Below are 23942 nucleotides of genomic sequence, written 5' to 3' on the forward strand. Positions count from 1 at the left end.
AACGGATTCGCAAACCCTGTGAATCCGTTTTTTGTTGGTCAAGAGCCAATCTGCTTACTGCACAACAAACGCCCTGCGATGCTGTACACCTCCGTGCTCAATGGTTGCTATGTAGGTACCGGCAGGCAAACGGACAGAAAGCTCGAGTGAACTGCGCCCCTCCGCATTTACCGACAGATTATTTTGCCAGACAATTCTGCCCGTTAAGTCGCTGATGGTCATTTGTACAGACTTTCCTGCTGCCTGATGTATCATGACGGACAAACTGCCGCCATCGGAAGGGTTCGGATAAAGTACAAGCTCCACTTGTTCATCAGCCCCCATGCGCAGGGCTACAATGCGCGAGAAGGAGAATGTGCCATCGGTATCTACCTGACGCAAGCGATAGTAGGAAATTCCACGCAGGGGCTCTGTGTCTATCCAGTGATAATTTTGCCTGATGCGGGTCGTTCCTCGGCCTGCCACTCTGCCTATCTCGGTAAAATCGCTTCCATTTTGGCTGCGCTCTACGGCAAAATAGTCATTGTCAATTTCGGTAGCTGTTTCCCATTGTGTGAGTACGGTGCCGTCGTTTTGTGTATCGGCACGGAAAAATACCAACTCCACAGGTAAGGGGTTATTGGGGATGAGGCTGCCCAGCGTAAACGGAGAAAAAGTTGTTACCGCATCGGCAGCACGCAGTATGCCGCGGGTCATGGTACCGGTGAATGCTTCATTGCCTTCATCCCACCAGCGGGTATCGCCGCCGCGATTCTGCCAATGTGCCACCCGCAACTGTCCTTCCTGCGTTACACCGCCGCTGCGGGGCGTATCCCAGCTCAGTGTGATTTTCACCGCATTGCCTGCTCCTGTACTGCCGGCTACTTTTTCAATATCCCAATATTCCACTTCACTTACGCGGTTTAACGGTGGCCGTTCTATGAGCGAGGTGTTATAGCCCGGCACATTAGGATTGACGGGAAAATATTCTGCCGATATAATTGTTGCAGGGTCAGTAGGTGCGGTAATACCTGCCGGAGCATACCAACGCGTGCTTGCATCAATCACTTTGCCTACGGGAAACATGAAAGCCGTATTACCGACCTTTTGTACTCGCCCGTTTACAAAACTATTGTTACTCGGGCCGGGCGCTCCGGGGAATGTACCGGGGCCTGCTACCGTACCCGTAGTAAGAAACACCATTATCTGATTGGTCAGCGGACTGACAATGCCATTGGTGAAATTGGCCTCGCGCGTAATGCGGCAATTGTCCTCTATCGTAAAGCCCAGCGCATTGGTAAAGGTAATATCGTAAAACGCCGAGTTGTTGGTCAGGATGCGCTGGGTGGTGTTATCAACAGTATTGCCATTGAGAATCACGCGTCCGTTGCGTGCAGTAAATGTACCGCCGTTGTTGAGCCAATGCCTACCCAGGGTAATATTAAAATTGGAAGCCGAAGCATCCAGCGTATTGTTGTTTTCAATCAGCAAATCGCCACGGATATCCACATTGTGCAGCAGCAACTTAGTAACCGCCGCTCCGCCTGAAATTAACCGCACATGCCCATAGCTGAACGGTACACCGCCCGTATTTTGTCCTGCAATGTTATTGCCTGCCTTGTCGGAGTTGAAAATAACGAAGTTTTTGGGCGATAAAGTGGCTTCTAAGTTGATACTGCCAAACTGATTGGGGAACAACGTAGCTACACCGCTCACGCCTTGCGTACCTAAGGTAAGCCGACCGTCATTTTCCATCAACATGTTGCCCGAAGGTGTACCCGTTATTTGCAAGCCGTTGTCTATCAAATGGTTAAAGTCAAAAATAGACAAGTTACCGTTGATTCGCAGCAGATTGTCGGTGGTGTTGGTCTGGACGGTTTTATTAATCAATGGGGCGGCTACATTGAATTTCCTGAATTCTACATTACCGTACACAGGCTCAGACGAAACGGGCTGGGCATCATCCGAACCGTAAAGAACCGTACTGCTTGCGTTAAGGTTAATATTTGCCCGCACATAGTTCAACGGGAAAAGCGTAGGCGTTCCATTAGCCGCTACATGGTCAAGTTCAAGGCGGCTGTCGGCTTCCATTATCATTTGCCCTGTGGCACTGCCTGTCAGTTGGAAACCGTTATCGCGCAGATTGTTGCGTTGATTAATCCGCAGGTTGCCGCGTACCCGCGTAGCTCCCAAAAGGGTTTTTACCGCAACCACAGAAAGGTCTTGGCTGTTAATGGTCAAATTCCAGTAAGAAGTATTGTCGTTATTGTTGAAAGCTGCCACATTTTGCGGCACGGAAGCGTTGTAGGTAACGGTAGAATTAGGTTCTAACAACCGCGCCGTGAAACCCTCGGGAAAATTGGTGGCAATAGCGGTATTTCCCAGTGTTAAAAAGCCGCCTTCTGCTGCCGAAGCCCCGCCCCTGATGGTAACGGTGCCGCCTGATGCCGTGCGTGAAATTTGCGAGCCGTTATCTGCCAAATTGTTGAATGCATTGATTGTCAGGTCGCGTTGCAGGCTTACCGGATTAGTAGGCACAAAAGTTTTGACTACTATCGGCAGGGCATTATTGGGGTTATTGAGCAGTATGGAGCCATATTGCGGTGCGGTGCTCATTTGCTGATTTACACCGGCGTTATAAACGGTCAGGTTGCCTGCATTAATGTTAAAAGTGGTAAAATTGATAGGGAATTGAGTGGCTGTGGCGGCAGTACCCACTATAAGTTGGGTGAGGTCTTCCATGGTCAAAGGGCCTCCTGCCGTTACTCTGCTGATTTGGAAGCCGTTGTCAATCAGGTGTGCCCGTGCGCGGACGGCAAGTTCTACCCGCACATTCAGAGGGCCACCAGATACTATTTTATCAAACCGTTCTGCTCCCGTAGCTCCAATCACGGCAACCTCCAAATTACCGTAGGTAATATTCCCTCGCACCTGTTGCGTAGCAGTGGCTACGTAGCTCACCCACGAATTAGTGCCAAGATTCACCTTCGCATCCGAATAAGAGGGGAATACGGTAGCTACGTCAGGAGCAACGTTCGGAGGCAGCACAATGCCTTGCGGCAAATTATTGACAGGTACAAAACTGCTGTATTGCACGTTTGTTCCTTTGCCGCTGCCTAAAAAAATACGTGCATTGGTAGCGTCCTGTGTGTTGATTTCATTACCCGCATGTGTATTGCCGGTGATTAGGAAACCCATATCCCTAAAATAGGTATTGTTGCGGACGGCCAGCGTGCCGTTTACCACAATGGGAGCCGTTAGCGGTTTATTGGCAATATTATTACCGCTGCTCAACAGTAAGGTTCCGTAAGTGATATTGCCCTGAACCAATTGCGAGCGCGCACTGCTGTATTGTACGATAGCCGCATTGTTATTGTCCGCCGGGTCAACGTCTAAAAAGTTGCTGACATAACCAAGAGGTATGCCCTGCCCTATGGAAATGTTGGTAAAGCAAGTAGGAAATACCGTAGCGGAACCGTCTACATTGCCGCCGCCGAGTTGCAGTTTGGTATTATTTGCCAATGTAATGGTACCAATAGTGTTGCCTCTGATTTGGTTGCCGTTGTCGCGCACCTCCCCTGCCTCTATGCTGAAATTGTTAAGAATGGAAATGCCGTAATCCTGAATGTTGAGCACTCGCCCTGCCGCAACGGCTGTTTTATTGACCGTTAGGTTATAAAACGGGCTGCTTGCAATCGTCGTACAGGCATCGTTGGCACCATAAGTAGCCGAATTGTAAGCACTCAATACCTGTGCGGCAGTAGTGCCGTTGAACCGCACCGTACCTGTACCGGGATTAAATACAGATGTGTTCAGCGGTGCAACGGGAGGCGAAATTGTCCAGTTGCCCGTTAGATTAATTGTGTGCGTCTGCGCCTCAACCGTGCCGTGTTGAATGGTAAAACTGCCGCCGTCGTTAATGGAGAGGTTATCGGCCAACTGCCATGTATCGTTATTGTTGTTAAAAATCAGGTTGCCACGCAGCGGAATACCGCCCCAGTTGAGTGTCTTGGTTGAACCTGCGGTTACACCTGTCAGCTCAATCGCTCCCAGAAAGTTGTTGGTGAGCGCTGCACCTGCCCAGTTCACACTGCCATACAATTGCATCACACGGGTGGCAATACCGCTGAGTGTGGCAGGGTTTGTACTGCTCCAAATCATAGACTTGGCAAAAACGGTAGGCTGGTCTATGGTAACGGTGCCACCCGCAGGAAAGGAGTTGTTGTCAAAAATTACGTCTGTATCGGGGGAAGGAATACAACCCGACGGCGCGCCGCCACTTGTCAGCGACCATCGGTTAGGGTCGCTCCAATTGCCTGTTCCGCCAATCCAGTAAAGCGGAACGCCAAGGTTGGCACTCAATGTAGTAAAACCCGTGTTGTTGCCTATGTCGCTGGCTGCCGTTGCGTTTACCGTACCTGCGGCAATATTGATGTCCTGCAAAATAGCACCCACCCAGTTTTGCGCTGCTGCACCAAATGACAGATTGGTCTGCACACCCGCCAGCGTTGAACTTAGGCGAATCCACGATGCACAATCGGCATTCAGCAGGAAGTTGTTTGCAAAGGTAAAAGTTTGCCCACTACCAAATCGGAAGGTGCTGAAAACATTGGCAGTCAGGTTGTTAAAACTGCTTGTGGTCGTAAAATTGGCATTAGAAGATGCTCCGATGCTTACATCGCTAAACGCACAGGCCGCACTTACGGTAAGGTTGCTGTTTGTGCCGATGTTCATTGCGCTGCCGACTGCAAAATCAATGGAACTGCCGATAGCGGCCGTCGTTGCATTGGGGAAAGTGATAGTACCGTTTACAATATCCCGATTAGGACTGGCAAGCGTGCTGCCGTTCCATGTAACATTTTTGGCAGCTGCCGTACTGGTAACGGTGATATTGTTAAACGTACGAAGCGTCGTCCCATTAATGGTCAGATTGGCTTTGGTAGAAGTAATATTGCCGAACGTGATTCTGTTTGTGCTTGTTCCCGTGTTAATTATGGCCGTAGCCGTTGCGCCCCCGGCAGTATTAAACTCTATGGGTGGCAGGGTTTTCGTGAGAGTTCCCGTGTTGATGGTTACGTTGCCGTTACCGGTAGCACGCAATACAGAGCTGCCGGGATTAAAGGTAATGTTATTGCCTGTCAGGTCTAATACGACAGCATTAGCCCGCACAATGTGTATGGCGTTGCCCATGTTCAGTGTGCGCAGCAAGTCGCTTGCCAAGCCTGCATTGATAATATTGACATCCAACACCTGATTGTTGGTGTTCAAAGTGCCCTGAACCAAACTCAGCGTACCGACTAAATAGAACTGGTCTTGCAGCGTCCAACTGCCGGAGCCAAAGAAATCGGTATTATTCAATCGCTTACCTGCCATCGTAATGGTTGCCGGATTGTCTGAAACAAATTGAACCGTACCGGTGTAAGTAGGTGCGGCTCCTGTTTGGTTCATGGCCGCAATAAAAGTCAGCGAACCTCCAATGGTTAATTGTTGGTTACCGGCCAATGAAGGCGTAAATAATGCGCCCGTCCAGTTCATGTTATTGCAAAAGGCAGGGATATCTACGGTAACGCTTTGCCCCGCTGCACTGAATGAATTGGCATCAAAAAAAACATTATCGGTAATGTTGGGCGTACAACCCACAGGTGCGCCGCCACTGCTCAACGACCATCGGTTGCCATCGCTCCAATTGCCTGTGCCGCCTATCCAGTAAAAATCCCGAGCCGTAGAGACGAATGTAAACTGTCCGCTATTACCGCCAAGGTTAGCCCCGTTGTCAATGGTCAGCATATTGCCCGAATTATTCAGGTCGCGCACATTCAAGCCATTGACCGTCTGCGCCGTACCGATACTGATATTGGCAGGGCTGCCGACGTTAGCAGAACGCCAGTTTACAGGTGCGCTGCAACTTGCGGTAATATTTATGGTGCCGTTGATAATGGTTGGCAAAGTGGCAGCGGGGTTTACCTGCAATACCGAACCGGGCGGCATGGTGATATTGTTAAGCGTTAGCTGTGCCGTAGCACCTGCCTGACCGGCAATAATCCAACCATTGGCCGCAAGTGTAAGCGAGGAAGAGGCATTAAAAACATGTTGAACAGTGGCGGCAGTAAACTCAATGCGGCCGTTATTGCCCAATGTTACCGCTCCATTAAACGTAGATTGATTGGTGAATTGCAAAATGGAGTTGAAGCCTACCCCACTGCTGCCGATGGTAATATTGCCGTTAAATACATTTCGGCTGTTAAAAATTAGCCTTCGGTTGTTTCCCGTATAATTGCCTGCCGTAATATTGCCATTGAAAGTATTGACAGAAGCGGTAGCGCCTGTAAAGGTAACTTGATTATTATCGCCTAACGTGATATTCTGATAAGTTTTGGGGCGGGTGCTGTTGATAGTGAATGTGCTGTTGGCACGTGCCAAGTTAATATTGCCAAACTGCAAGGGATTGGCACTGTCATTACTATTAATGGCAACCGTAGTATTGGCAGTCGTAGGGTTGCTGAAATTGAGAGGCGCTCCGTTAAAATTTGCCAGCGTACCCATCACAACCGTAATGTTGCCTGCATTGGTAAACTCAAAGTTCGTAGCCGAATTGATGTTCAGAGTAAATAAAGCGCTGTTATTGGCAGACAGGTCAAGTACCGTTCCCGTACCGGTGATAGTAATGCTCGAGCCGTTTAAGGTTAAAGAACGCGTAGGTACAGGGGCAGGCTGTGCAGGAACTAATAAAGCAGCCGCACTAATGGCTTGCCCATTCGTATTGAATCCTCCCTCGAGCAGCCTGATATTATTGGTTACGGTCAAAGGGCCGGCAAGTTGAAAAACACTGCCCAACTGCGCTGCCGTAACATCTAATGCAGCCAATGTTTGCCCGGCTGTTGTTACAGTCCAAGTACCCGTAAGCCCCCTAAGAACGACCGTTCCCGCAAACGTGTAGTTCATGGCAGGAATCAGCGTCAGATTGCTGTAAACGGTCAGTGTAAAAGCATTCGTTCCGGTAAGGGTAGGATTGTTGGCAGCACCTACCCACGACATAGACCTACACGCTGCATTTACGTTGATAGTTACGGTTTGCCCTGCCGCGGTGAAAGAGTTGGCATCAAAATAAACATCGTCCGAAATACCCGGCAGCGTAGTGTGCAAATTGGCAGGCAGCGTGCTGCCCGATACTTTTGACCAATTGGAAAGATTGTTCCAGTTACCTGTACCGCCCACCCAGTAGTAATCCGCCGCTTGCAGATTAGCGCATAGAAGCAAGATAAGTAATAATAAGAGGTAATAGGAGTTGATAGTGCGTAATCGCATAGCTGTATTTTTTCAACGAAAATACAGACTAAAAAACAGATTGTCAAGCAATTATTCTGATGGCTGCCAAGGATATACATCTACCAACTGTGTAAGCAGCCAACAGAATAAAATATCTAACTAATTAATGAAAATTTAATAGGTGGCTCTCTATCATGACTTAAGCCGCTGCACAATCTTGCCTGTTGCTTTTTCTTTCAAAATAATTTTTATGAACCCATCGGGCATTACTTCCTCTTTTACAAACCAGTGATACTCGTCGTAGTCTTTCAAGGTGGACATTTTAGGCACGTTAGTTCTGCCGCGCCAAATTTCCAGTTCTACCGGCTCCCAGCGTTTGGTCTGCACCGACTTATAACAGGCATCCATAATGGCATTGACAATGTAGCCATCGTAGAAAGTCTCCTGACAAGGGGTGCCGTTTTCAATGGCATTGAACATGTCAGTAAACATATTGTTATAGCCCAGTTCATGCACCTCATCACCAACAGGGAACAGCCAACCTTTGTCCGATTCTGCTTTTTCCGACACGTAGCCTTCGCTGCCTGTTGCAGAAAATATTTCAAAGCCTGTGCGCAGGAAGTTATCTAAACGCATACTGCCTTCTGTTCCACTGACTTCATCGCGCAGGTCGAGTCCGCCACGGAAAGTCCAGCTTACCTCAAATTGAGCCATCGCACCGTTCTCATAGCGAATCATGCCAACCGCATTGTCCTCAGCCTCAATGGGTTTCATCAGTGTATCAGCCCAGCAAACCACCTCAACGGGGCGTATATCCTTCCCGATGTAATTGCGGGTAATTTCTATACAATGGCAGGCTAAATCTATGATGGCACCGCCTCCGGAAAGACTGCTGTCCCAAAACCAGTCGCTGTGCGGCCCCGGGTGCGTTTCGCGCGAACGCGCCCACATGGGTGTACCCAAAGCACCGGCACGAATGTACTGCAATGCTTTTTGCGTTTTGGGCGTGTAAACCAAATCTTCCATATATCCATGAAAAACGCCTGCTTTTTCTACTGCCTCCAAAATTTCTTTAGCATCTTTTGCGTTCATGCCGAGTGGTTTGGTGCATAAAACCGCCTTCCCTGCCTTGGCCGCCAATAAAATGGCTTCTTTGTGCAAATGATTAGGCAAACCTACCACTATGGTATCTGTTTCGGGGTCATTGATAGCGGCAGCCATATCGGTATATACTTTCGGAATCCCCCACTCACGGGCAAACTTTTCGCCCTTCTCCTGCGAACGGGCATAAACGGATATTATCCGGTCGCGGCTGCGCAATCCGTGAATGGACATGGTGTAAAATCCGGCGATAAAGCCGCTGCCAAGCATGGTGATTTTTCTCATTTTCATATAAATTTTGGTGGCAACCAATTTGCAAAAAAATGGCGGAAGGGCAAAATTCCATCCTGAAAATAAGCCTTTCGGATGGATACATTAAGTGCCAACCACTGAAACCATAAGCATTGTAAGCTCATCTTATTTTCCTATCTTTGCCGGATTTATCATAAAACCCAATCTCTTGCCGTGGTAGATTTATTTGAGAAACTCAAGACCAATCGAGGCCCGTTGGGGCAACATTCGCAGATAGCTCATGGTTATTTTGCTTTCCCTAAGCTGGAAGGTGAAATTGGCCCGCACATGATGTTCAGAGGCAAAGAAGTGTTGAACTGGAGCCTGAACAACTACTTAGGGCTTGCTAATCATCCCGAAATTCGCAAGGCAGATACCGAAGCCACACAACAATACGGGTTGGCATACCCAATGGGTGCGCGCATGATGTCCGGTAACTCCACCATCATGGAGCAGTTTGAAGCGCAACTGTCCGAGTTTGTTGGCAAAGAAGACACAATGGTGCTCAACTACGGCTATCAGGGCATTATGTCGGTGATTGATGCATTGCTGACCCGCCACGATGTGGTTGTGTACGACTCTGAGTGCCACGCTTGTATCATCGACGGTCTGCGCCTGCATATGGGCAAGCGTTTCATGTTCCCGCACAACGATATTGAAAACTGCGAAAAACAACTGCAACGCGCCACTAAACTTGCCAACGAAACCGGCGGCGCCATTTTGGTAATTACCGAAGGTGTATTCGGTATGCTGGGCGATTTGGGCAAATTAGACCAGATTGTAGCATTGAAGCAGAAATATCAGTTCCGCCTGTTGGTGGACGATGCACACGGCTTCGGCACAATGGGCAAAACAGGAGCCGGCACACCCGAGCACTTTGGCGTGATGGACGGGGTAGATTTGTATTTCTCTACTTTTGCCAAGTCAATGGCAAGCATCGGCGGTTTTGTTTCAGGCCCTGAAAATGTGATTGAATATTTACGCTACAACTGCCGTTCTCAAATTTTCGCCAAAACACTGCCCATGCCGATTGTTCTGGGCAACATGAAGCGTTTGGAAATGCTCCGCACCATGCCCGAACTGAAAGATAAGTTGTGGGAAATTGTAAACGCCCTGCAAAGTGGCCTAAAAGCCCGAGGCTTCAAAATCGGTGCGTGCGAGTCGCCGGTAACGCCTGTGTTCCTCAGCGGCGGCACCAATGAAGCAGCCAACCTGATTATAGACCTGCGTGAAAATTACCATATCTTCTGCTCTATCGTAATTTATCCGGTAGTGCCCAAGGATGTAATCATGCTGCGCCTAATTCCGACAGCATCTCATACATTGGAAGATGTAAACCGCACCATTGAAGCATTTGAAAAAATTTCCGACAAACTGCGCAGCGGTATTTATGCCAAAAGCCAAATTGCCGCAATGGTGTAGTTAAGTCAGGTAAGCAGATTAACGCGTTCTTTTTTACCGCAGAGTGCGCAAAGGTTTAACCGCAGTGTACACAAAGAAAAAATTCATCATAAAAACATTCAGCGGCTATTGGCGTAATATTCAGCGGGCTTTGCGGTAAATTTGAAAGGTCATTTTAAATTGCTCGTTTACTTAAGTCAGGGAACGAAAATTATATCCCAAAGGCGCGTCCAATCACCCATGGCGCGCCTTTTTTGTTTTCCCGACAGGCAATTTAAAGCGATTAAGCAACCCAAGCATTATTGCTTGGCTTATGCAAAGCACAAATATTTTGCAAAAGATGCTTTATGTAAATTGCTGAAAAACAGCAATTTAAACCTAATGGGTCTTTAAGACCCGTTAGGTTTTTTATAACATATCAACAGTTTACAAAAATTATTTCCGCAGCCTCTTAAAAAAACTTTTCAACAGGGCTGCGACTTCTGATGCCAGCAAGCCTTGTTGCAGGTTGGTTTTAGGATGAAACGCCTGCTGCGACTGTTCCCCGAGCCGCGAAAAGCCGTTTTTTTCATCGGCAGCACCATATACAATGCGCCCGAACATAGCCCAAAAACAAGCACCGGCACACATTACGCAAGGCTCGAGCGTTACGTAGAGCGTACATTCATTCAAATAACGGTTGCCCAAGTATTGCGTGGCGGCTGTTATGGCAATCATCTCCGCATGTGCCGTGGGGTCGTTGAGGGCGACCGTTTGGTTATAACCTCTGCCAATAATTTTATCTTTCCATGCAACCACCGCACCTACGGGTATTTCCCCTGCTTCGCCGGCCATTTGCGCCAGCCGAAGAGCTTCCCGCATCATGCGGTGGTCGGTTTCGCTGAACATGGCGGGCTTATTTTCTAAAAATAATTTTATCCTTCGTATCTGCGAATATGGCATCTTTCACCGTGGGCAGTTGCAGAAAGTCGTGCGGGAATCCCAACTCAATGCGGCTCACCTCGTCCAGTGCTGCCATGTACTCATTCGGGATAACCACTTGCAGGCAGCCCAAGCAGTCGCGGATTTGTTCCAGCCTTCTTGCGCCCAAAATCGGCAGTATGTTGCTTCCCTGCTGACGCAACCATGCAAGTGCAGTCTGTGAAGGTGTAGCTCCAATGGCAGCCGCCACATCGCAAACTTTTTGTGCAATGGCAAGATTTCTGTCGTTTAGTTTGATGCTTTTTTCGCTCAAACGCACCGCCTGATTGGTTGGAATGCCTTGGTTGTATTTGCCGGTCAGGATGCCCGCCCCCAACGGAGCCCAAGGCGTAACTGCCATGCCGAAATGCTTTGCCATTGGCAACAAATCGCGTTCTGCACTGCGCTGCACCAAACTGTACTCTATCTGTAAGCCTGCAAAAGCCGTCCAGCCGCGAAGGTCGGCAAGCGTGTTGCACTGCGCCACTACCCATGCAGGCGCATCGGATATGCCTACATAGTGTACTTTACCTTGACGCACCAAGTCATCCAGCCCGCGCATTACTTCTTCGGGCGATGTGGTAAAATCCCACATATGCACCCACAAAATATCAATAAAATCAGTATTGAGTCGTTTTAAACTACCCTCTACCGAACGCATCATATTTTTGCGATGGTTGCCGTTGGCATTAGGGTTCTCACGCTCGTCAAAAAGCGTATATTTAGTCGCCAATACAAAATAATCGCGGTCGGCAGCTACAAATTCGCCCAACCATTTTTCACTTGTACCTTCTGTGTAGCGATTGGCTGTGTCAATAAAATTGCCACCTAAGTTTACGTAAGCATCAAATATTTTTTTGCTGGTATCGTAGTCTGCTCCGGTGTTCCACTCTGTGCCAAAAGTCATAGTGCCTAAACACAGTTCCGATACTCGCAAACCTGTTTTGCCAAATAGTTTGAACAACATAAAAATTGTGATTGAAATTAATTGGAACGATATTTTTCTAACGGAATCGTAATGCGCTCGTTGGTGATAACCGCGTGCGGATAAACAGACTTAATTTGTGTATAAAGCGCAAACGCATCGGTTTTATTAAAAAAATTACCTAATTTTACCCGAAAATTAGGCTGTTCGTAAACCAATTCGGGTATTTCGGTAGTTATTTTTCGCACATCTGTCATCACCTTATTGGCCTCATCCCGATTGCCGCCCGAATAAATCACCAATCGGAAACCTTGCGAAAATTTAAGGTTTTTATTGCTTGCCGCTATTGCTTCACGCATGGCATTCAGTTGTGCCTGAATAGTACCTGATACACTGACGGTTTGGGTATTTTGCATGGGGGGTGTTGCATTATTGGCCGGCGAATTGCTTTTTTGCTCCGGCTCTGCCACTCGTGGCCGATAAGCACTCAAATCCATCGTAAACGGTGGTGCATAAGTAACAGTTGATGCGCTTTTGCAAGCAACCGCCAATGCATATATAGTTATCAGGCCTGCAAATCGGCTAAGATTTCTTTTGATAATACGCCTCCTCATTTCTTGTTTTTTTACTAACTTGATGCAAGTTAATAATAAAAACTGCTTCATGCGTAAACCTCATATTACTGCCATCGGAACGGCAGCGCCCGCACACGAAATCAGGCAGGAAATTGCCCCCGAGTGGGTAACTACCTCATTGGCACTCCCGCCGTCTGAAGCACGCAAAGTACGGCTGATTTACAGAGCAACCGGCATACAAACCCGTTACAGCGTTGTTCCCGACTTCAGCAGTATGGAACGCCGCGAACTGTTTCCTTTGACAGAAAACTTAGAACCATTCCCTACAACAGCCGACCGCATGGCTGTTTATAAGCGCGAAGCACCGCTACTCGCCTCTCAGGCTATCCAAAATATGCAACTTCCTGCCGATTATTTCAGCAAAATAACCCATTTAATTACCGTCAGTTGCACAGGCATGTATGCCCCCGGTCTGGATATTGACTTGGTGCATCAACTCGGATTGCCGCCGCATGTACAGCGCACCTGCATTTATTTTATGGGTTGTTATGCGGCTTTTAATGCACTGAAAACCGCTGAGACCATTTGCAGGGCATACCCCGATGCCAAGGTATTGATTGCCGACATAGAACTTTGCAGCCTTCACTTTCAGAAAATCAATACCGAAGACCAACTGCTGGCAAATGCCATTTTTGCCGACGGTGCAGCAGGTGTGCTGGTAGAATCCGTAACACCTGACAAGGGGCTACTTTCACTGGAAGGTTTCTACAGCGGCCTGATTCCCGAAGGAAGCAGCGAAATGGCTTGGCACATAGGCGATTTTGGATTTGAAATGAAACTCTCTTCCTATGTACCCAAACTTTTGGGCGGCAAAATCAAATTTTTTATCGAAAAAATAAGAGAGCAGTTAGAAATACCATCCGATGCGATAGATTATTTTGCTTTCCACCCGGGCGGCAAAAAAATTCTGACCGAAATAGAAGCAGGTCTTGGTATTTCGCCACATGAAAACAGGTGGGCATACGACGTGATGAAACGATACGGGAATATGTCATCAACCACCATCCTTTTTGTTTTGCAGCACCTGATGGAAACACTGCGCAAAGAAAATTACCAACAAGGCGCGCAGGTACTGGCCGCTGCCTTTGGCCCCGGTTTAACTATGGAATCTGCCATGCTCCACCTGCAAAACCTCGACTTTCGCCATGCCTGACTTCAGCCGCCGCAGCTATGAGCCCGAACTGATGGACGACCTGACCCTTGGCAACGAGGCACTTGCACAAAACCTGCGCGAACTGGAATATGTCAATACGTATTTGGGGGGTAATGCAGTAGCGGCCAAAGGGTTGCAATATTTTGTTAGGCAAAGTAAGTTGCCGCTTTCTGTGGCAGATGTCGGCTGCGGTGGCGGCGATACGCTGCGCTACTTTGCCCAATGGGCACAAAAGCGCAACATCCCGCTGCAACTGGCAGGCTACGATGCCAACCCTTTCATGGTAAACTATGCATGTACACACCCCCGAAACCATCCCTCCATCAGTTACCACTGCATAGACCTTTGGTCAGAAAAATTTGACAATGTGCAGCCCGATGTATTTATGTTGAGCCTTTTCTGCCACCATTTTACGGACGAGGAACTTGTACACCTGTTGGGTAAACTGTTGCAACAAGCACACAAAGGAATCATTATCAACGACTTACATCGGCATCCGCTGGCTTATTACAGCATCAAATGGCTGACTCGCGGTCTGCGAGGTTCTTATTTGGTACAAAACGATGCGCCGCTGTCGGTCTTGCGGGCTTTTCGCAAAAAGGAATTGGAACAACTGTTACAACAAGTAGTTCCGCACGGCCGATTCCGCATCAGTTGGCATTGGGCTTTTCGCTATTTGGTGTTGATTGAGAAGTAGGTTGGTAGCTTTCACAAAAGTAATCCAGCGTTTCGTCGCGGAGTTTGCGATTTAGTTTTTTGGCAATATTCCAATCATAACATGCAGAAGATATTTGCGCCAAATTCACGTAGGTTTGCGCCCGCTGATAATACAAGTCTGCTCGTCGTGGGTTGCATAAAATAGCATTGGAATATGCAGCGACGGCGGCGGCATAATCTTCTTTGGCATTGGCAATAATTCCTAAGTTCTCATAAACCGCCTCATCTGCCAAACCCTTTTCCACCATAGCATCAAAAATGATTTTAGCATTATCCGGTGAATTATTTTTAAAAAGCAGCAAAGTACCTGCGCGCATGTACATTGCTTTGTCGGGAGGCATTTTGGCAAATGCGTACACAAAATTCATACGCGCCGAGTCAGGGTTGTTCAGATAGCTGTTGGCAAGCCCGAGATAGTAATAAAACTCAGGATATTCAATTTCAGCATTATCAATGGCGGCCTGTATCAGCTTGCGCCCGTCATCGTAAAACCCGAAATGGTCTATGTAAATTTTTCCGCGCAGGAATAGGGCGCGAAAATAATCATGGTCGGTGCCTAAACCTTGATTGAGGTAATGCTCGGCTTCCATGTAGTGCCCTTTTTTATAGGCCTCGTATGCCCAGTGATAATTCAAACGGCCAATTAGCGCAAAGAGTGAATAGACAATAAAAAACATGTACCCCACAATGGCAATTGCCACCCAAGGCGCGGCCTTGATGTAGCGTTCCTGCTCGGCCTGTTCTTCGGGGGAAACTTTTTTTACATATACAGGCCTTCTTGGGCGCTGCACAGGCTGCTGACGGTTCACGGGACGCGCCGTGGGGTCGTAGCCAATACGCAACAGATGGTCGTAGCGCGCTTTTTTATCAGGATTACCTAAATACTGATAAGCATGGTTAATGGCCTTGAATTTTTCCTCCGCCAGCGGGTTGTTCGGATTGCGGTCGGGGTGGTACTGAAAAGCCAATCTTTTAAATGCGGATTTTACCTCGGCTGACGAGGCAAAATTGGGTAAGCCCAGCACTTCATACAGATTGACCATCGGATTATTCACTGTAATTTTGAGGAAAATTACGCCGTTTTTGGCAAAAAACCTTATAGCCTTTTCATGTCTGTCAGGCTTTTATTATTGGACAACCGCGATTCGTTTACTTACAATCTTGCACAATTGATTGAAGAAAATTTTGACGGTTTTTGGCAAGTAAAAACTTGTGATGAAATAAAAATACACGAAGTAGCGGGCTATGATAAAATTATTTTCTCTCCCGGCCCGGGGGTACCGTCTGAAATTCCTCTGATGCGCGATATTTTGATGACCTACGGCACAAACAAATCCATTTTGGGCGTTTGCCTTGGGCATCAGGCTATTGCCGAAACCTTCGGAGGAACTTTGTACAACATGGGGCAAGTATGGCACGGCATGAAAGTCCCCATCCGCATTACCGACCCGCAAGAACGCCTGTTTCACAATTTGCCGCAGGAGTTTCAGGTAGGGCTTTATCATTCATGGGCAGTTGCCACACTGCCTGACTGCCTGCAAGCTACCGCCGTAAGTGCCAACGGGACTATTATGGCGCTGTCGCATCGGCAATACGATATTAAAGGCGTGCAATTTCATCCCGAATCGGTCATGACCGAATACGGCGCGGAAATGTTGCGCAACTGGCTGTCAGTAAAATAAGGCAAGGGTACGTACCGACAACCGCAAACAGCTATTTTGAGCTACGTATTTGCACATTTAACGGAAGGCGGCTAACTTGATTCCCGTTACAATTAAAATCATTCGGGAATGAAAACAATTAAAGGGCCTGCCATTTTTTTGGCGCAGTTTATGGGCGACCAAGCCCCTTTTAACGATTTCAAAAAAATTTGCGAGTGGGCTGCCTCACTTGGCTATATTGGCGTACAAGTACCCACATGGGACAGTCGCTGTATTGACTTGCAAAAAGCCGCCGAGAGCAAAGACTATGCACAAGAAGTACAGGGCATTGCCAAAGAAGCAGGTGTAGCCATCACCGAACTTTCTACGCACCTGCAAGGGCAATTAGTTGCCGTGCACCCTGCCTATGATGCCATGTTTGACGGTTTTGCTCCGGCTGCCATGCGCGGCAACCCCGCCGCACGCACCGAATGGGCTGTACAGCAATTGAAATATGCCGCCAAAGCCAGCCAACACATGGGACTAACCTCACATGTAACTTTTTCGGGTGCATTGGTTTGGCCTTTTATGTATCCATGGCCGCAGCGCCCCGCCGGATTAGTAGAAACAGGTTTCGGTGAACTTGCCAAACGCTGGAAACCTATTTTGGACTATTTTGACGAATGTGGCGTAGATGCCTGCTACGAGCTGCATCCCGGAGAAGACCTCCACGACGGCATTACGTTTGAAATGTTTTTAGAGCATTTGAACAATCACCCGCGCGCCAATATCAATTACGACCCCAGCCATTTCATCCTGCAACAGCTTGATTACCTGCAATTTATAGACTTCTACCACGAGCGTATCAAGGCCTTTCACGTAAAAGATGCCGAATTTAATCCGACAGGAAAACAAGGCGTTTACGGCGGCTATCAAGGCTGGGTACAGCGAGCAGGACGTTTCCGCTCCCTCGGCGACGGACAGGTGGACTTCGGCGGTATTTTCAGCAAACTTGCGGCTTACGACTACGACTCATGGGCTGTGCTGGAATGGGAATGTGCGCTTAAACACCCCGAGCAGGGTGCAGCAGAAGGTGCACCATTCATTGAAAGCCACATCATCCGCGTTACCGAGCGTGCTTTTGACGACTTTGCAGGAACAGGCGCCGATGAAAATTTCAACCGAAAAGTGCTGGGCTTGTAGGTCTTATTGTTGGGCTTTGCTTTAACCCAAAAGGACACAAGGGCTTTTATGCGCCTGTGTCCTTTTTGATGGTCAGCATATTAGCATGTGCGACAGCTACCGGAACGGGTTTAATTTCGCTACCTACGTAAACAACCGTTTCTCAATAAGTTTTCGTCATGTCCGACGGAATCGCTACTATAAAATTGGCTTTATTGAGTGCATCTTTGGAGAGCGCACCAATGTCGTCCTGCTCTGAAACACTGATAGTCAGGATGTTAAGTCCGGGTTTATAGCGGTTCAGATACCAAATAATGCCCTCGAAATTGTCGGAGTGATAGGAGCCGTTGAAGTGGATAATCAACTTGCCTTTTTCCCAAACGCGGGCTGTGTGATAGCCCATGGTAGCATCTTTAGAGGCCTGTGCGGCTACCATGTTATCGCTCATTGCGCCACCGTGGCCACCCATCATTGCCACCATGTTTTTATAGCCGGGCAACTCCCTGTCTAAGGGAATAGGCAGTGGAGGCAGCATTTTTTTGGCTTCGGCATCTAATTTTTCAAGGCTGCTCAATCCCTGCGCAGCTACCATAGAAGCATAACGCCGCGGAATATTACTCGCCACAAAAGGCAGTTTATTTTGCTTGGCAAAATTGACCAAGGGTTTATAGTCCGTTGCGTAATTGTTCCAAATTTTGGCTTCTTTCTCAAAATTGCTTTCCTTAATCAGGCCGCCGAGGTACTCGTTCAATACCAATTGGTCATCGGCTTCAAACATTTCGGCTGCCAGCACCAGTCTGTCGCCTACGGCTTTGTGCAAATCTTTGGTGAGCCGCAACTGCAACCAGTGGCAAATGGGATTGTTGTGGCTTTCTCCGAAAAATACAACATCGGCTTTTTGAGCGGCAGCCAATAAATCGCTGTACTGCACCGCTTTTCCGTTGCGGTCATACAGCAAATAAGCGGGGTTGTCCTGCATAGCCATCAGGGGAATGAACAGAAGGGAAAGCAATAGTTTTTTCATGGCAAATATTCAAAATTGATTACAAACGATAGGCAATGCGCGACTGATAGTCTTCCAGATGGCCGCGGGTTGCAGTAAAATCTTTAGTAAATCCAAGAATGAAGCCCCCCCCGCCTGCGCCGCAAAGTTTGAGGTAGTACAACCCAGAATCAAGCCCGTATTGCCAAATTTGCCGGAACAATGGCGGAATCATCTGGTTGAGATGCTGCAATTGAAAGGCCGAAAGTTTGGCAAGCTCATCAAACAAATTATCGGTTTGGCCTGCAAGTAAATACCGAATACAATTTTCATTGTATGGAATCAGTTCGTTTCTGCAAAGTTCTGCAAACTCCTGATTTTGCATTTTTTCCAGAAACAGGTTTACCAAAGGCTCTGTTTTGCGCGGCCTTCCCGTATTGAGCAAGAATATTCCGCCGCAATTGGTGGTTGGACGAGGCAACTGTACGGTTTCAATATGCGTTTTGCTGCGAATCAGCAGCGGCAAGTCCAAGTAGCAAATCAACGGGTCTACTCCCGAACTGGAACCGTGAAAATGGGACTCCATCTCCGCAAAAATCTTTTTCAGTTGTACGATTTCATCATTGCTCGGGTGGCCGTTGTGCGCAATTTTATCGTACACGTAGCGGTCGTACAAAGCGGCCGTAAGCGCCCCCGAACTGCCTACGCCGAACCCTTGCGGAATATTGGACTGAAAATAAAGCCCCTGCGCCACGTCAAACTCCATCGAGTTGATATCAAAGTCAAAACTGAGCGCCTGCTGCCGCTTGCGCAGTTTCATGTAGTCGCAAAAGGCTTTTAGTTCGCGATTGGACTGGTCTATTCGGCGCGAACTGTCGGTGATGTGTTTGAGTACCAGCCGCCCTTGAAACAGCGGATAGGGCAAGGCAAGCCCCATGGAGTTGAGAATCAGGCTGTATTCGCCAAAAAGCAGGACTTTGGAATGAAAAGTCGGAGAATCAGTATTAGAATAAGTCATTGCTGTGCCTGCGATTAATTAAACAGTTGCGGCCCTGTACCTACGCCGTCGTGAATGTAGCGGTTTTCCTGACAATACCCGGCCAGTCGGTCGGCAATAAATGCGTGAATTTCAACCTGATAAGCCAACGGATAAAGCAAATGAACATTCGGCCCCGCATCGAGTGTGAAGGTCAGCGGAATGCGAGTATCGCGGCGGAACGCGCGAAGTTCTTCAATCACGGCAAGGGTGGCAGGCTTCATCAAGATGAATGAAGGGTTAGAGTTCATCATCAAGCCATGCAGTGTAAGTGCTTCACTTTCAACAATTTGAATAAACTCTTCTATATCGCCGCTTTTCAGTACGTCCAGCAATCGGCGAAGGTTGTGTCGTGCTTGTTCATAACGAACCGCCGCAAACGGGTGGCCGTTCATCAGCGCATGACCGGCACGACTGGAAACGGCTTTTTCTTCACCGCTGATAATCAGGATGGTATCGCAAAAAGTGGCAAAAGACGGGTGAACCTGTTGTGTTTCCAAAGGAATGGCAAACAAGTCTGAACTGCCGGGCAGTTCGGGAGTTGCACCCCAAACTGTGTAACCGCCGTAAATGGAGCGACAGGCACTGCCCGATGCCAGCCTTGCCCAATTGGAGGCTTTTTGCAGGGCTTGCTCAGGGCTGCCCAAAAAGACACCTTGCTTTTGGGCAAGTGTGGCCAAACACATGGCAAGTGCCCCCATGCTGGAAGCGGAAGAGGCGATACCGGCAGAGTGAGGGAAGGAATTGAGCGACTTGATTGTCAGTTGCAAACCTTCGGTGAAGGCAAAATCTTCCGATAGGCTTTCCAGAAATTGTACAATTTTCGCCTTGAATTTCTCGTTAGGCTTGCCTTCAAAATAAAAATCAATGGTGCGGCTCCCGCTCTCCGACGGGCGGTACAAAAGCTGCATATCGGTGTAGGACTGCCGCAGCGTAAAACTCAGCGAAGGATTTTGAGGAAGTTGTACGCCGTGTTTTCCCCAGTATTTTACCAAAGCGATATTGGAAGGAACACGCCAGTATATGACTTGCTCTTGCGGGTGTAGTGCCAAAACAAAACCGTTTTAGGTGAAAAGAAATAAACCGCGGCAAATTTAGGATATTGCAATGGCAGTGCCGTGCTCGTTTTCTACATTTCTTTCCTCGCGTTCAGATGCTTTAATCATTTCGGTATAGGTCAGCATCACGTCAAAACCCTTTTCGGCAAAATATTGTCGCGTTTCAGCTTCGGTACGGCTGCTCGTAGCCAATACGAAATCGCCTCCCCACGCTCCCAGCGACTTAATTTCTCCCCAAAAGTCTTTGAAAAACAAGTCTTTGGTACGTGTAAGGTGCAGGCTTTGCGCAATAAGCGACTCGTGCTTTTCTATCAGCCTGTCAAACTGTTCAAGGGTTTCGGCGCGAAGAAACTCCTGTGTAATCTGCGTGAGTTGCTCGGCCAGCTCTGCCTTGTTGTGCCCCAGCGAACGGTAGTGCTCAATACCTGCCGCCGAGGACTGTTTTTTGCCCAAATAAACAAAATACAAATTTTGCTTAAACGGCGGGTCAAAGGTTACGGTGTGGCGGTGCGGCCCTTCTGCCGATTTTTTATACAAAATAGGCCCTTCCGCCTGTGCACAGGCTACGTCATAGCCCGAACCGCCCAGTGTACCGAATAATAGGTCGTAAGGGTCAACTTCTGCCCACTGCGCAACGTTGTGAATAAGTGTGCTGCTGCTGCCCAAGCCCCACCAGCGCGGAAATTCCAGGTAGGTTTCTACCAGCACATACTCGCGGCCTTTAAGAAAATTGGCAGCCAAACGGCGCGTCATGCGCAATATTTTTTGCAGGGTTAGTGACTTTTGCGATATAAACCTATCTAAGCAGTCAAAAGATTCTGTATCAAATTTTGCTTCAAACCACAGCTTACCCTCATTGTCATAGCTTTTCCAATGCAGCACTTTGTGCTCGGAAGCATGATAGGTAACTTTCAGTTTCTGACCGAAACGCGTGGGCATTGCCAGCGCAAGCGCGCCATCCAGTACATAATACTCGCCGCTGAGCAATAATTTACCACTGCCATAAAAGTTTTGCATAGCCGAATTTGCTAAAATGATTTACACCAGGGTTGAATCAGAGTCGTTATTGCGTTTAGCTTCCGCAGCTTCCCGATAGCCGTCTAAAAGGTCGCGTACAGCACTGAAAGAAACTACGTGATGTTTGAAGTGCTCTACCGCCGCTGCGGTTTCGGCCTCCGTTGCCTCAAAATGTTTGAGAATATTCATCAAGTGCATTTTCATATGCCCTTTCTGAATACCACTGGTAATCAACGATTTAACAGCACCAAAGTTTTGTGCCAGACCTATTGCGGCAGCAATTTTCATTAATTGTTCTGCATTGGGATGCCCCAAAATTTCAAAAGAACGGCGCACAATCGGGTGGAGATTGGTCAGCCCGCCAACAGTGCCCAATGCCATTGGTATGGTAATCCAAAAACGGAAAATGCCGTTTTCTACTGAACAATCGGTCAGGCTGCGATACTTGCCATCGCGGGCAGCATAGGCATGACCGCACGCCTCTACGGCGCGGAAATCGTTGCCTGTTGCCAAAACCACCGCATCTATGCCGTTAAAAATGCCTTTGTTGTGGGTAGTAGCCCTGTAAACATCGTTTTTGGCAATCATCAAGGCTTTTTGAAACTTAAACGCAAAAGTTTCGGCATCCATTTCGTCAAAATTACCCAAGTCGGCAACGGGACATTCTACCCAAGCCTTTACCAGACACTCCGGCGTATAGTTGGAAAGAATGGACATAATGACCATTGGGTTGCGCTCTTTTTCGTTGAAGCCTTCCTGTTCGGCTGCCCACTGCTTAAATGTGCGGGCAAACTCTTCTAAACAGGTATTGATGAAGTTCGCACCCATTGAGTCGCAGGTTTCAAAAGTGGCTTTGAATTGGTAATAATGCGGCTCAATGTGTGTCATATTGACCAGTTCTATATCTACGATACCGCCGCCGCGTTGGCGCATATTCTTGGTAATCAGGGCGGTATTATCCAGCATTTTTTCTTTCAGGTCGTCAAACAGCACGTCTAATTTCAGGAAATCGCCCTCCCACAAGAAATGCACCTGACCGATTTTTTTGGTACTGATAATTTCCGCTTTAAATCCGCCGCGGGTTTGCCAAAACTTAGCGCTTTGAGATGCCGCCGCTACTACCGAACTTTCTTCAATCACCATCGGAACGGCATACAGTTCGCCATTTAACAAAACATTAGGGGCTACGCCAAAAGGCATGTAAAAGTTGGTCAGTGTGTTTTCGCTGAATTCGTCAAACAGCTTTTGCACGGCGCGGTCGGCATGCCAATAGCTTTTCATTTCATCAATAAAAGTCTGTGGCTCATCGCTGACTTGGCGGGCTAACCATTCTAACTTTTGTTCTTTGCTCAATTTTGAGTACCCTGAGATGGTTTGCATAGTGATGAATTAAAAGTGATGCACTAAAAGGATGATGTTGAGCGATTGTTTGTTTGGTTTTATCGGACTTTCAAATATTGCTGCGCATAGCTGTAGCCCTTGATTTGCAAGGAGATATAGCGATGCAAAAGTTCGTAGTTTTCGCGGGCATATTTCAAAAAGCCGGAAGCCTGCCCGTAAACAGCCGGCATATTTAACCGATGAATCAGGTAGTAGCCGTCCAGAAAGTTGCGTACACCACCCGAAATAATCACCTGTCGGCACAGGCAATGTTCGCCCAGTTGAGCGAGTACTTCGTTGGCAAAATCAACCATTTCTGCGGCCGAATGCCCGACTGTACTCAGGCAATCGTAGGCATTTTTTTGTTCTTCATCGGAACGGAGCAGTTCCAGCAAAGCAAAGTTAGTACCGCCTGCTGCGGCAAAGTCCACAGCCGCCAAGGGCAACCTAAACAATGCCCGAAGGCTCTCCGGCCCCATACCCTGCCCGACTTCTTTTACAATCACAGGCATTTTTGTGAGGGACAGGACTTCCTCTATGATTTGCAGGGGAGGATTCTCGAGCAAATCTCCCTCGGGTTGCAGCCACTCCTGCGTAGGGTTGATGTGGATAATCAGACCATCGGCTTGCAGGCGGGCAACCATTTCCTCGGCCACATGCCACTGATTTTTTTGCAACAACTGCTCTACCTGCGCAATGCCCAAATTGGCAAATAACGGTACATCAAAGCCCATCACAGGGCGAACGTTGAAGTCTGCAAAATGTTCGTCGGAGTACAACAGCGAACGACAAGACCCCAATCCCATCCCAAAACCAAACTCCCCGCAGGCACGCGCCAGATTGGTATTAATCGTCCGCGCCATCTGTGTGCCGCCTGTCATGCTGGAAACCCACATCGGCACGTTGAAGGTTTTTCCCAAAAAGTTGAGAGGCTCTACTCCTCGGGGATGAGCAGCAAGGACAGGTTCATAGAAAAAACGGCTGTCCAACTGCGCCTGAGTAACCTGCGAATGAAAGGCCATATCAATATGGTCTTTTTTGCGGGAAACTGCCGTAGGGTCGTTATCAGCTATTTTGTCCGGTGTATTTGTCAAGATAATCGTTTCCAAAAGATTACAGAAAGTAGGTGCGCGCAGAGGCACACGTATTACAAAGCTAAAAACTGATTCCTATCTATAAGCGATGCAAGCCTGAAAATGTTTGGCAGATGCTAAGAAAA

Annotated in this window: 17 protein-coding genes; 5 read left to right on the forward strand and 12 right to left on the reverse strand. The window is 48.0% G+C overall.

Going from position 1 to position 23942, the window contains the following annotated elements:
- Positions 1 to 54: 54 nt before the first annotated feature.
- Positions 55 to 7284 (reverse strand): T9SS type A sorting domain-containing protein, encoded by a 7230-nt coding sequence (locus NDK19_RS04100; protein ID WP_250630563.1) that lies wholly within the window; start codon positions 7282 to 7284, stop codon positions 55 to 57.
- A gap of 153 nt (positions 7285 to 7437) precedes the next feature.
- A complete protein-coding gene (locus tag NDK19_RS04105; RefSeq protein WP_250630564.1) occupies positions 7438 to 8631 on the reverse strand; it encodes a Gfo/Idh/MocA family protein in 1194 nt (397 codons plus the stop codon).
- A 180-nt stretch (positions 8632 to 8811) separates the two neighbouring features.
- Between NDK19_RS04105 and NDK19_RS04110 the strand changes: the two genes are divergently transcribed.
- Positions 8812 to 10059, forward strand: coding sequence for an aminotransferase class I/II-fold pyridoxal phosphate-dependent enzyme (locus NDK19_RS04110; RefSeq protein WP_250630565.1), 1248 nt, complete (start codon positions 8812 to 8814; stop codon positions 10057 to 10059).
- 414 nt (positions 10060 to 10473) lie between these two features.
- Here the strand turns inward: NDK19_RS04110 and NDK19_RS04115 are convergent, their stop codons facing one another.
- From NDK19_RS04115 to NDK19_RS04125, 3 genes are read right to left on the reverse strand one after another with little or no spacing between them, the layout of a single operon-like run.
- Positions 10474 to 10926, reverse strand: a complete 453-nt coding sequence (locus tag NDK19_RS04115; protein WP_250630566.1) for a nucleoside deaminase — start codon at positions 10924 to 10926, stop codon at positions 10474 to 10476.
- Between the two features lie 7 nt (positions 10927 to 10933).
- The gene (locus NDK19_RS04120) at positions 10934 to 11965 is read right to left on the reverse strand and encodes an aldo/keto reductase (protein WP_250630567.1); all 1032 of its coding nucleotides are present in this window, start codon (positions 11963 to 11965) and stop codon (positions 10934 to 10936) included.
- 17 nt (positions 11966 to 11982) lie between these two features.
- Positions 11983 to 12420 (reverse strand): hypothetical protein, encoded by a 438-nt coding sequence (locus NDK19_RS04125; protein ID WP_250630568.1) that lies wholly within the window; start codon positions 12418 to 12420, stop codon positions 11983 to 11985.
- A 139-nt stretch (positions 12421 to 12559) separates the two neighbouring features.
- Here NDK19_RS04125 and NDK19_RS04130 point away from each other — a divergent pair, with 139 nt between their 5' ends.
- A complete protein-coding gene (locus NDK19_RS04130) occupies positions 12560 to 13711 on the forward strand; it encodes a type III polyketide synthase (RefSeq protein WP_262910262.1) in 1152 nt (383 codons plus the stop codon).
- Positions 13704 to 14408 (forward strand): methyltransferase domain-containing protein, encoded by a 705-nt coding sequence (locus NDK19_RS04135; protein WP_250630570.1) that lies wholly within the window; start codon positions 13704 to 13706, stop codon positions 14406 to 14408. The genes NDK19_RS04130 and NDK19_RS04135 overlap by 8 nt, the downstream gene beginning before the upstream one ends.
- On the opposite strand, the gene NDK19_RS04140 is transcribed toward NDK19_RS04135, so the two are convergent.
- Positions 14362 to 15471 (reverse strand): J domain-containing protein, encoded by a 1110-nt coding sequence (locus tag NDK19_RS04140; protein WP_250630571.1) that lies wholly within the window; start codon positions 15469 to 15471, stop codon positions 14362 to 14364. The two genes, NDK19_RS04135 and NDK19_RS04140, sit on opposite strands and share 47 nt — an antisense overlap.
- A gap of 66 nt (positions 15472 to 15537) precedes the next feature.
- On the opposite strand from NDK19_RS04140, the gene NDK19_RS04145 reads away from it, so the two are divergent.
- On the forward strand, positions 15538 to 16110 hold the full coding sequence (locus NDK19_RS04145; RefSeq protein ID WP_250630572.1) for an anthranilate synthase component II: 573 nt from the start codon (positions 15538 to 15540) through the stop codon (positions 16108 to 16110).
- 108 nt (positions 16111 to 16218) lie between these two features.
- Positions 16219 to 17271 carry a sugar phosphate isomerase/epimerase family protein gene (locus tag NDK19_RS04150; protein WP_250630573.1) on the forward strand — a complete coding sequence of 351 codons (1053 nt, stop codon included), beginning with the start codon at positions 16219 to 16221 and terminating at the stop codon, positions 17269 to 17271.
- A 142-nt stretch (positions 17272 to 17413) separates the two neighbouring features.
- Here NDK19_RS04150 and NDK19_RS04155 read toward each other — a convergent pair whose 3' ends face one another.
- The 6 genes from NDK19_RS04155 to NDK19_RS04180 are packed head-to-tail and all read right to left on the reverse strand — an operon-like array spanning position 17414 to position 23832.
- Positions 17414 to 18274: a ChaN family lipoprotein gene (locus tag NDK19_RS04155; RefSeq protein ID WP_250630574.1), complete on the reverse strand. Its 861-nt coding sequence runs from the start codon at positions 18272 to 18274 to the stop codon at positions 17414 to 17416.
- A 19-nt stretch (positions 18275 to 18293) separates the two neighbouring features.
- Positions 18294 to 19250, reverse strand: a complete 957-nt coding sequence (locus NDK19_RS04160; protein WP_250630575.1) for a mevalonate kinase family protein — start codon at positions 19248 to 19250, stop codon at positions 18294 to 18296.
- A 14-nt stretch (positions 19251 to 19264) separates the two neighbouring features.
- A complete protein-coding gene (locus NDK19_RS04165) occupies positions 19265 to 20320 on the reverse strand; it encodes a diphosphomevalonate/mevalonate 3,5-bisphosphate decarboxylase family protein (RefSeq protein ID WP_250630576.1) in 1056 nt (351 codons plus the stop codon).
- Between the two features lie 42 nt (positions 20321 to 20362).
- Positions 20363 to 21343, reverse strand: a complete 981-nt coding sequence (locus NDK19_RS04170; RefSeq protein WP_250630577.1) for a GYDIA family GHMP kinase — start codon at positions 21341 to 21343, stop codon at positions 20363 to 20365.
- Between the two features lie 21 nt (positions 21344 to 21364).
- A complete protein-coding gene (locus tag NDK19_RS04175) occupies positions 21365 to 22723 on the reverse strand; it encodes a hydroxymethylglutaryl-CoA reductase (protein WP_250630578.1) in 1359 nt (452 codons plus the stop codon).
- A 59-nt stretch (positions 22724 to 22782) separates the two neighbouring features.
- Entirely contained in the window at positions 22783 to 23832 is a 1050-nt protein-coding gene (locus NDK19_RS04180; RefSeq protein WP_250630579.1) for a beta/alpha barrel domain-containing protein, read from the reverse strand.
- Positions 23833 to 23942 lie beyond the last annotated feature (110 nt).

Source organism: Rhodoflexus caldus, assembly GCF_021206925.1.
In the GTDB taxonomy this organism is placed as follows: Bacteria; Bacteroidota; Bacteroidia; order Cytophagales; family Thermoflexibacteraceae; genus Rhodoflexus; species Rhodoflexus caldus.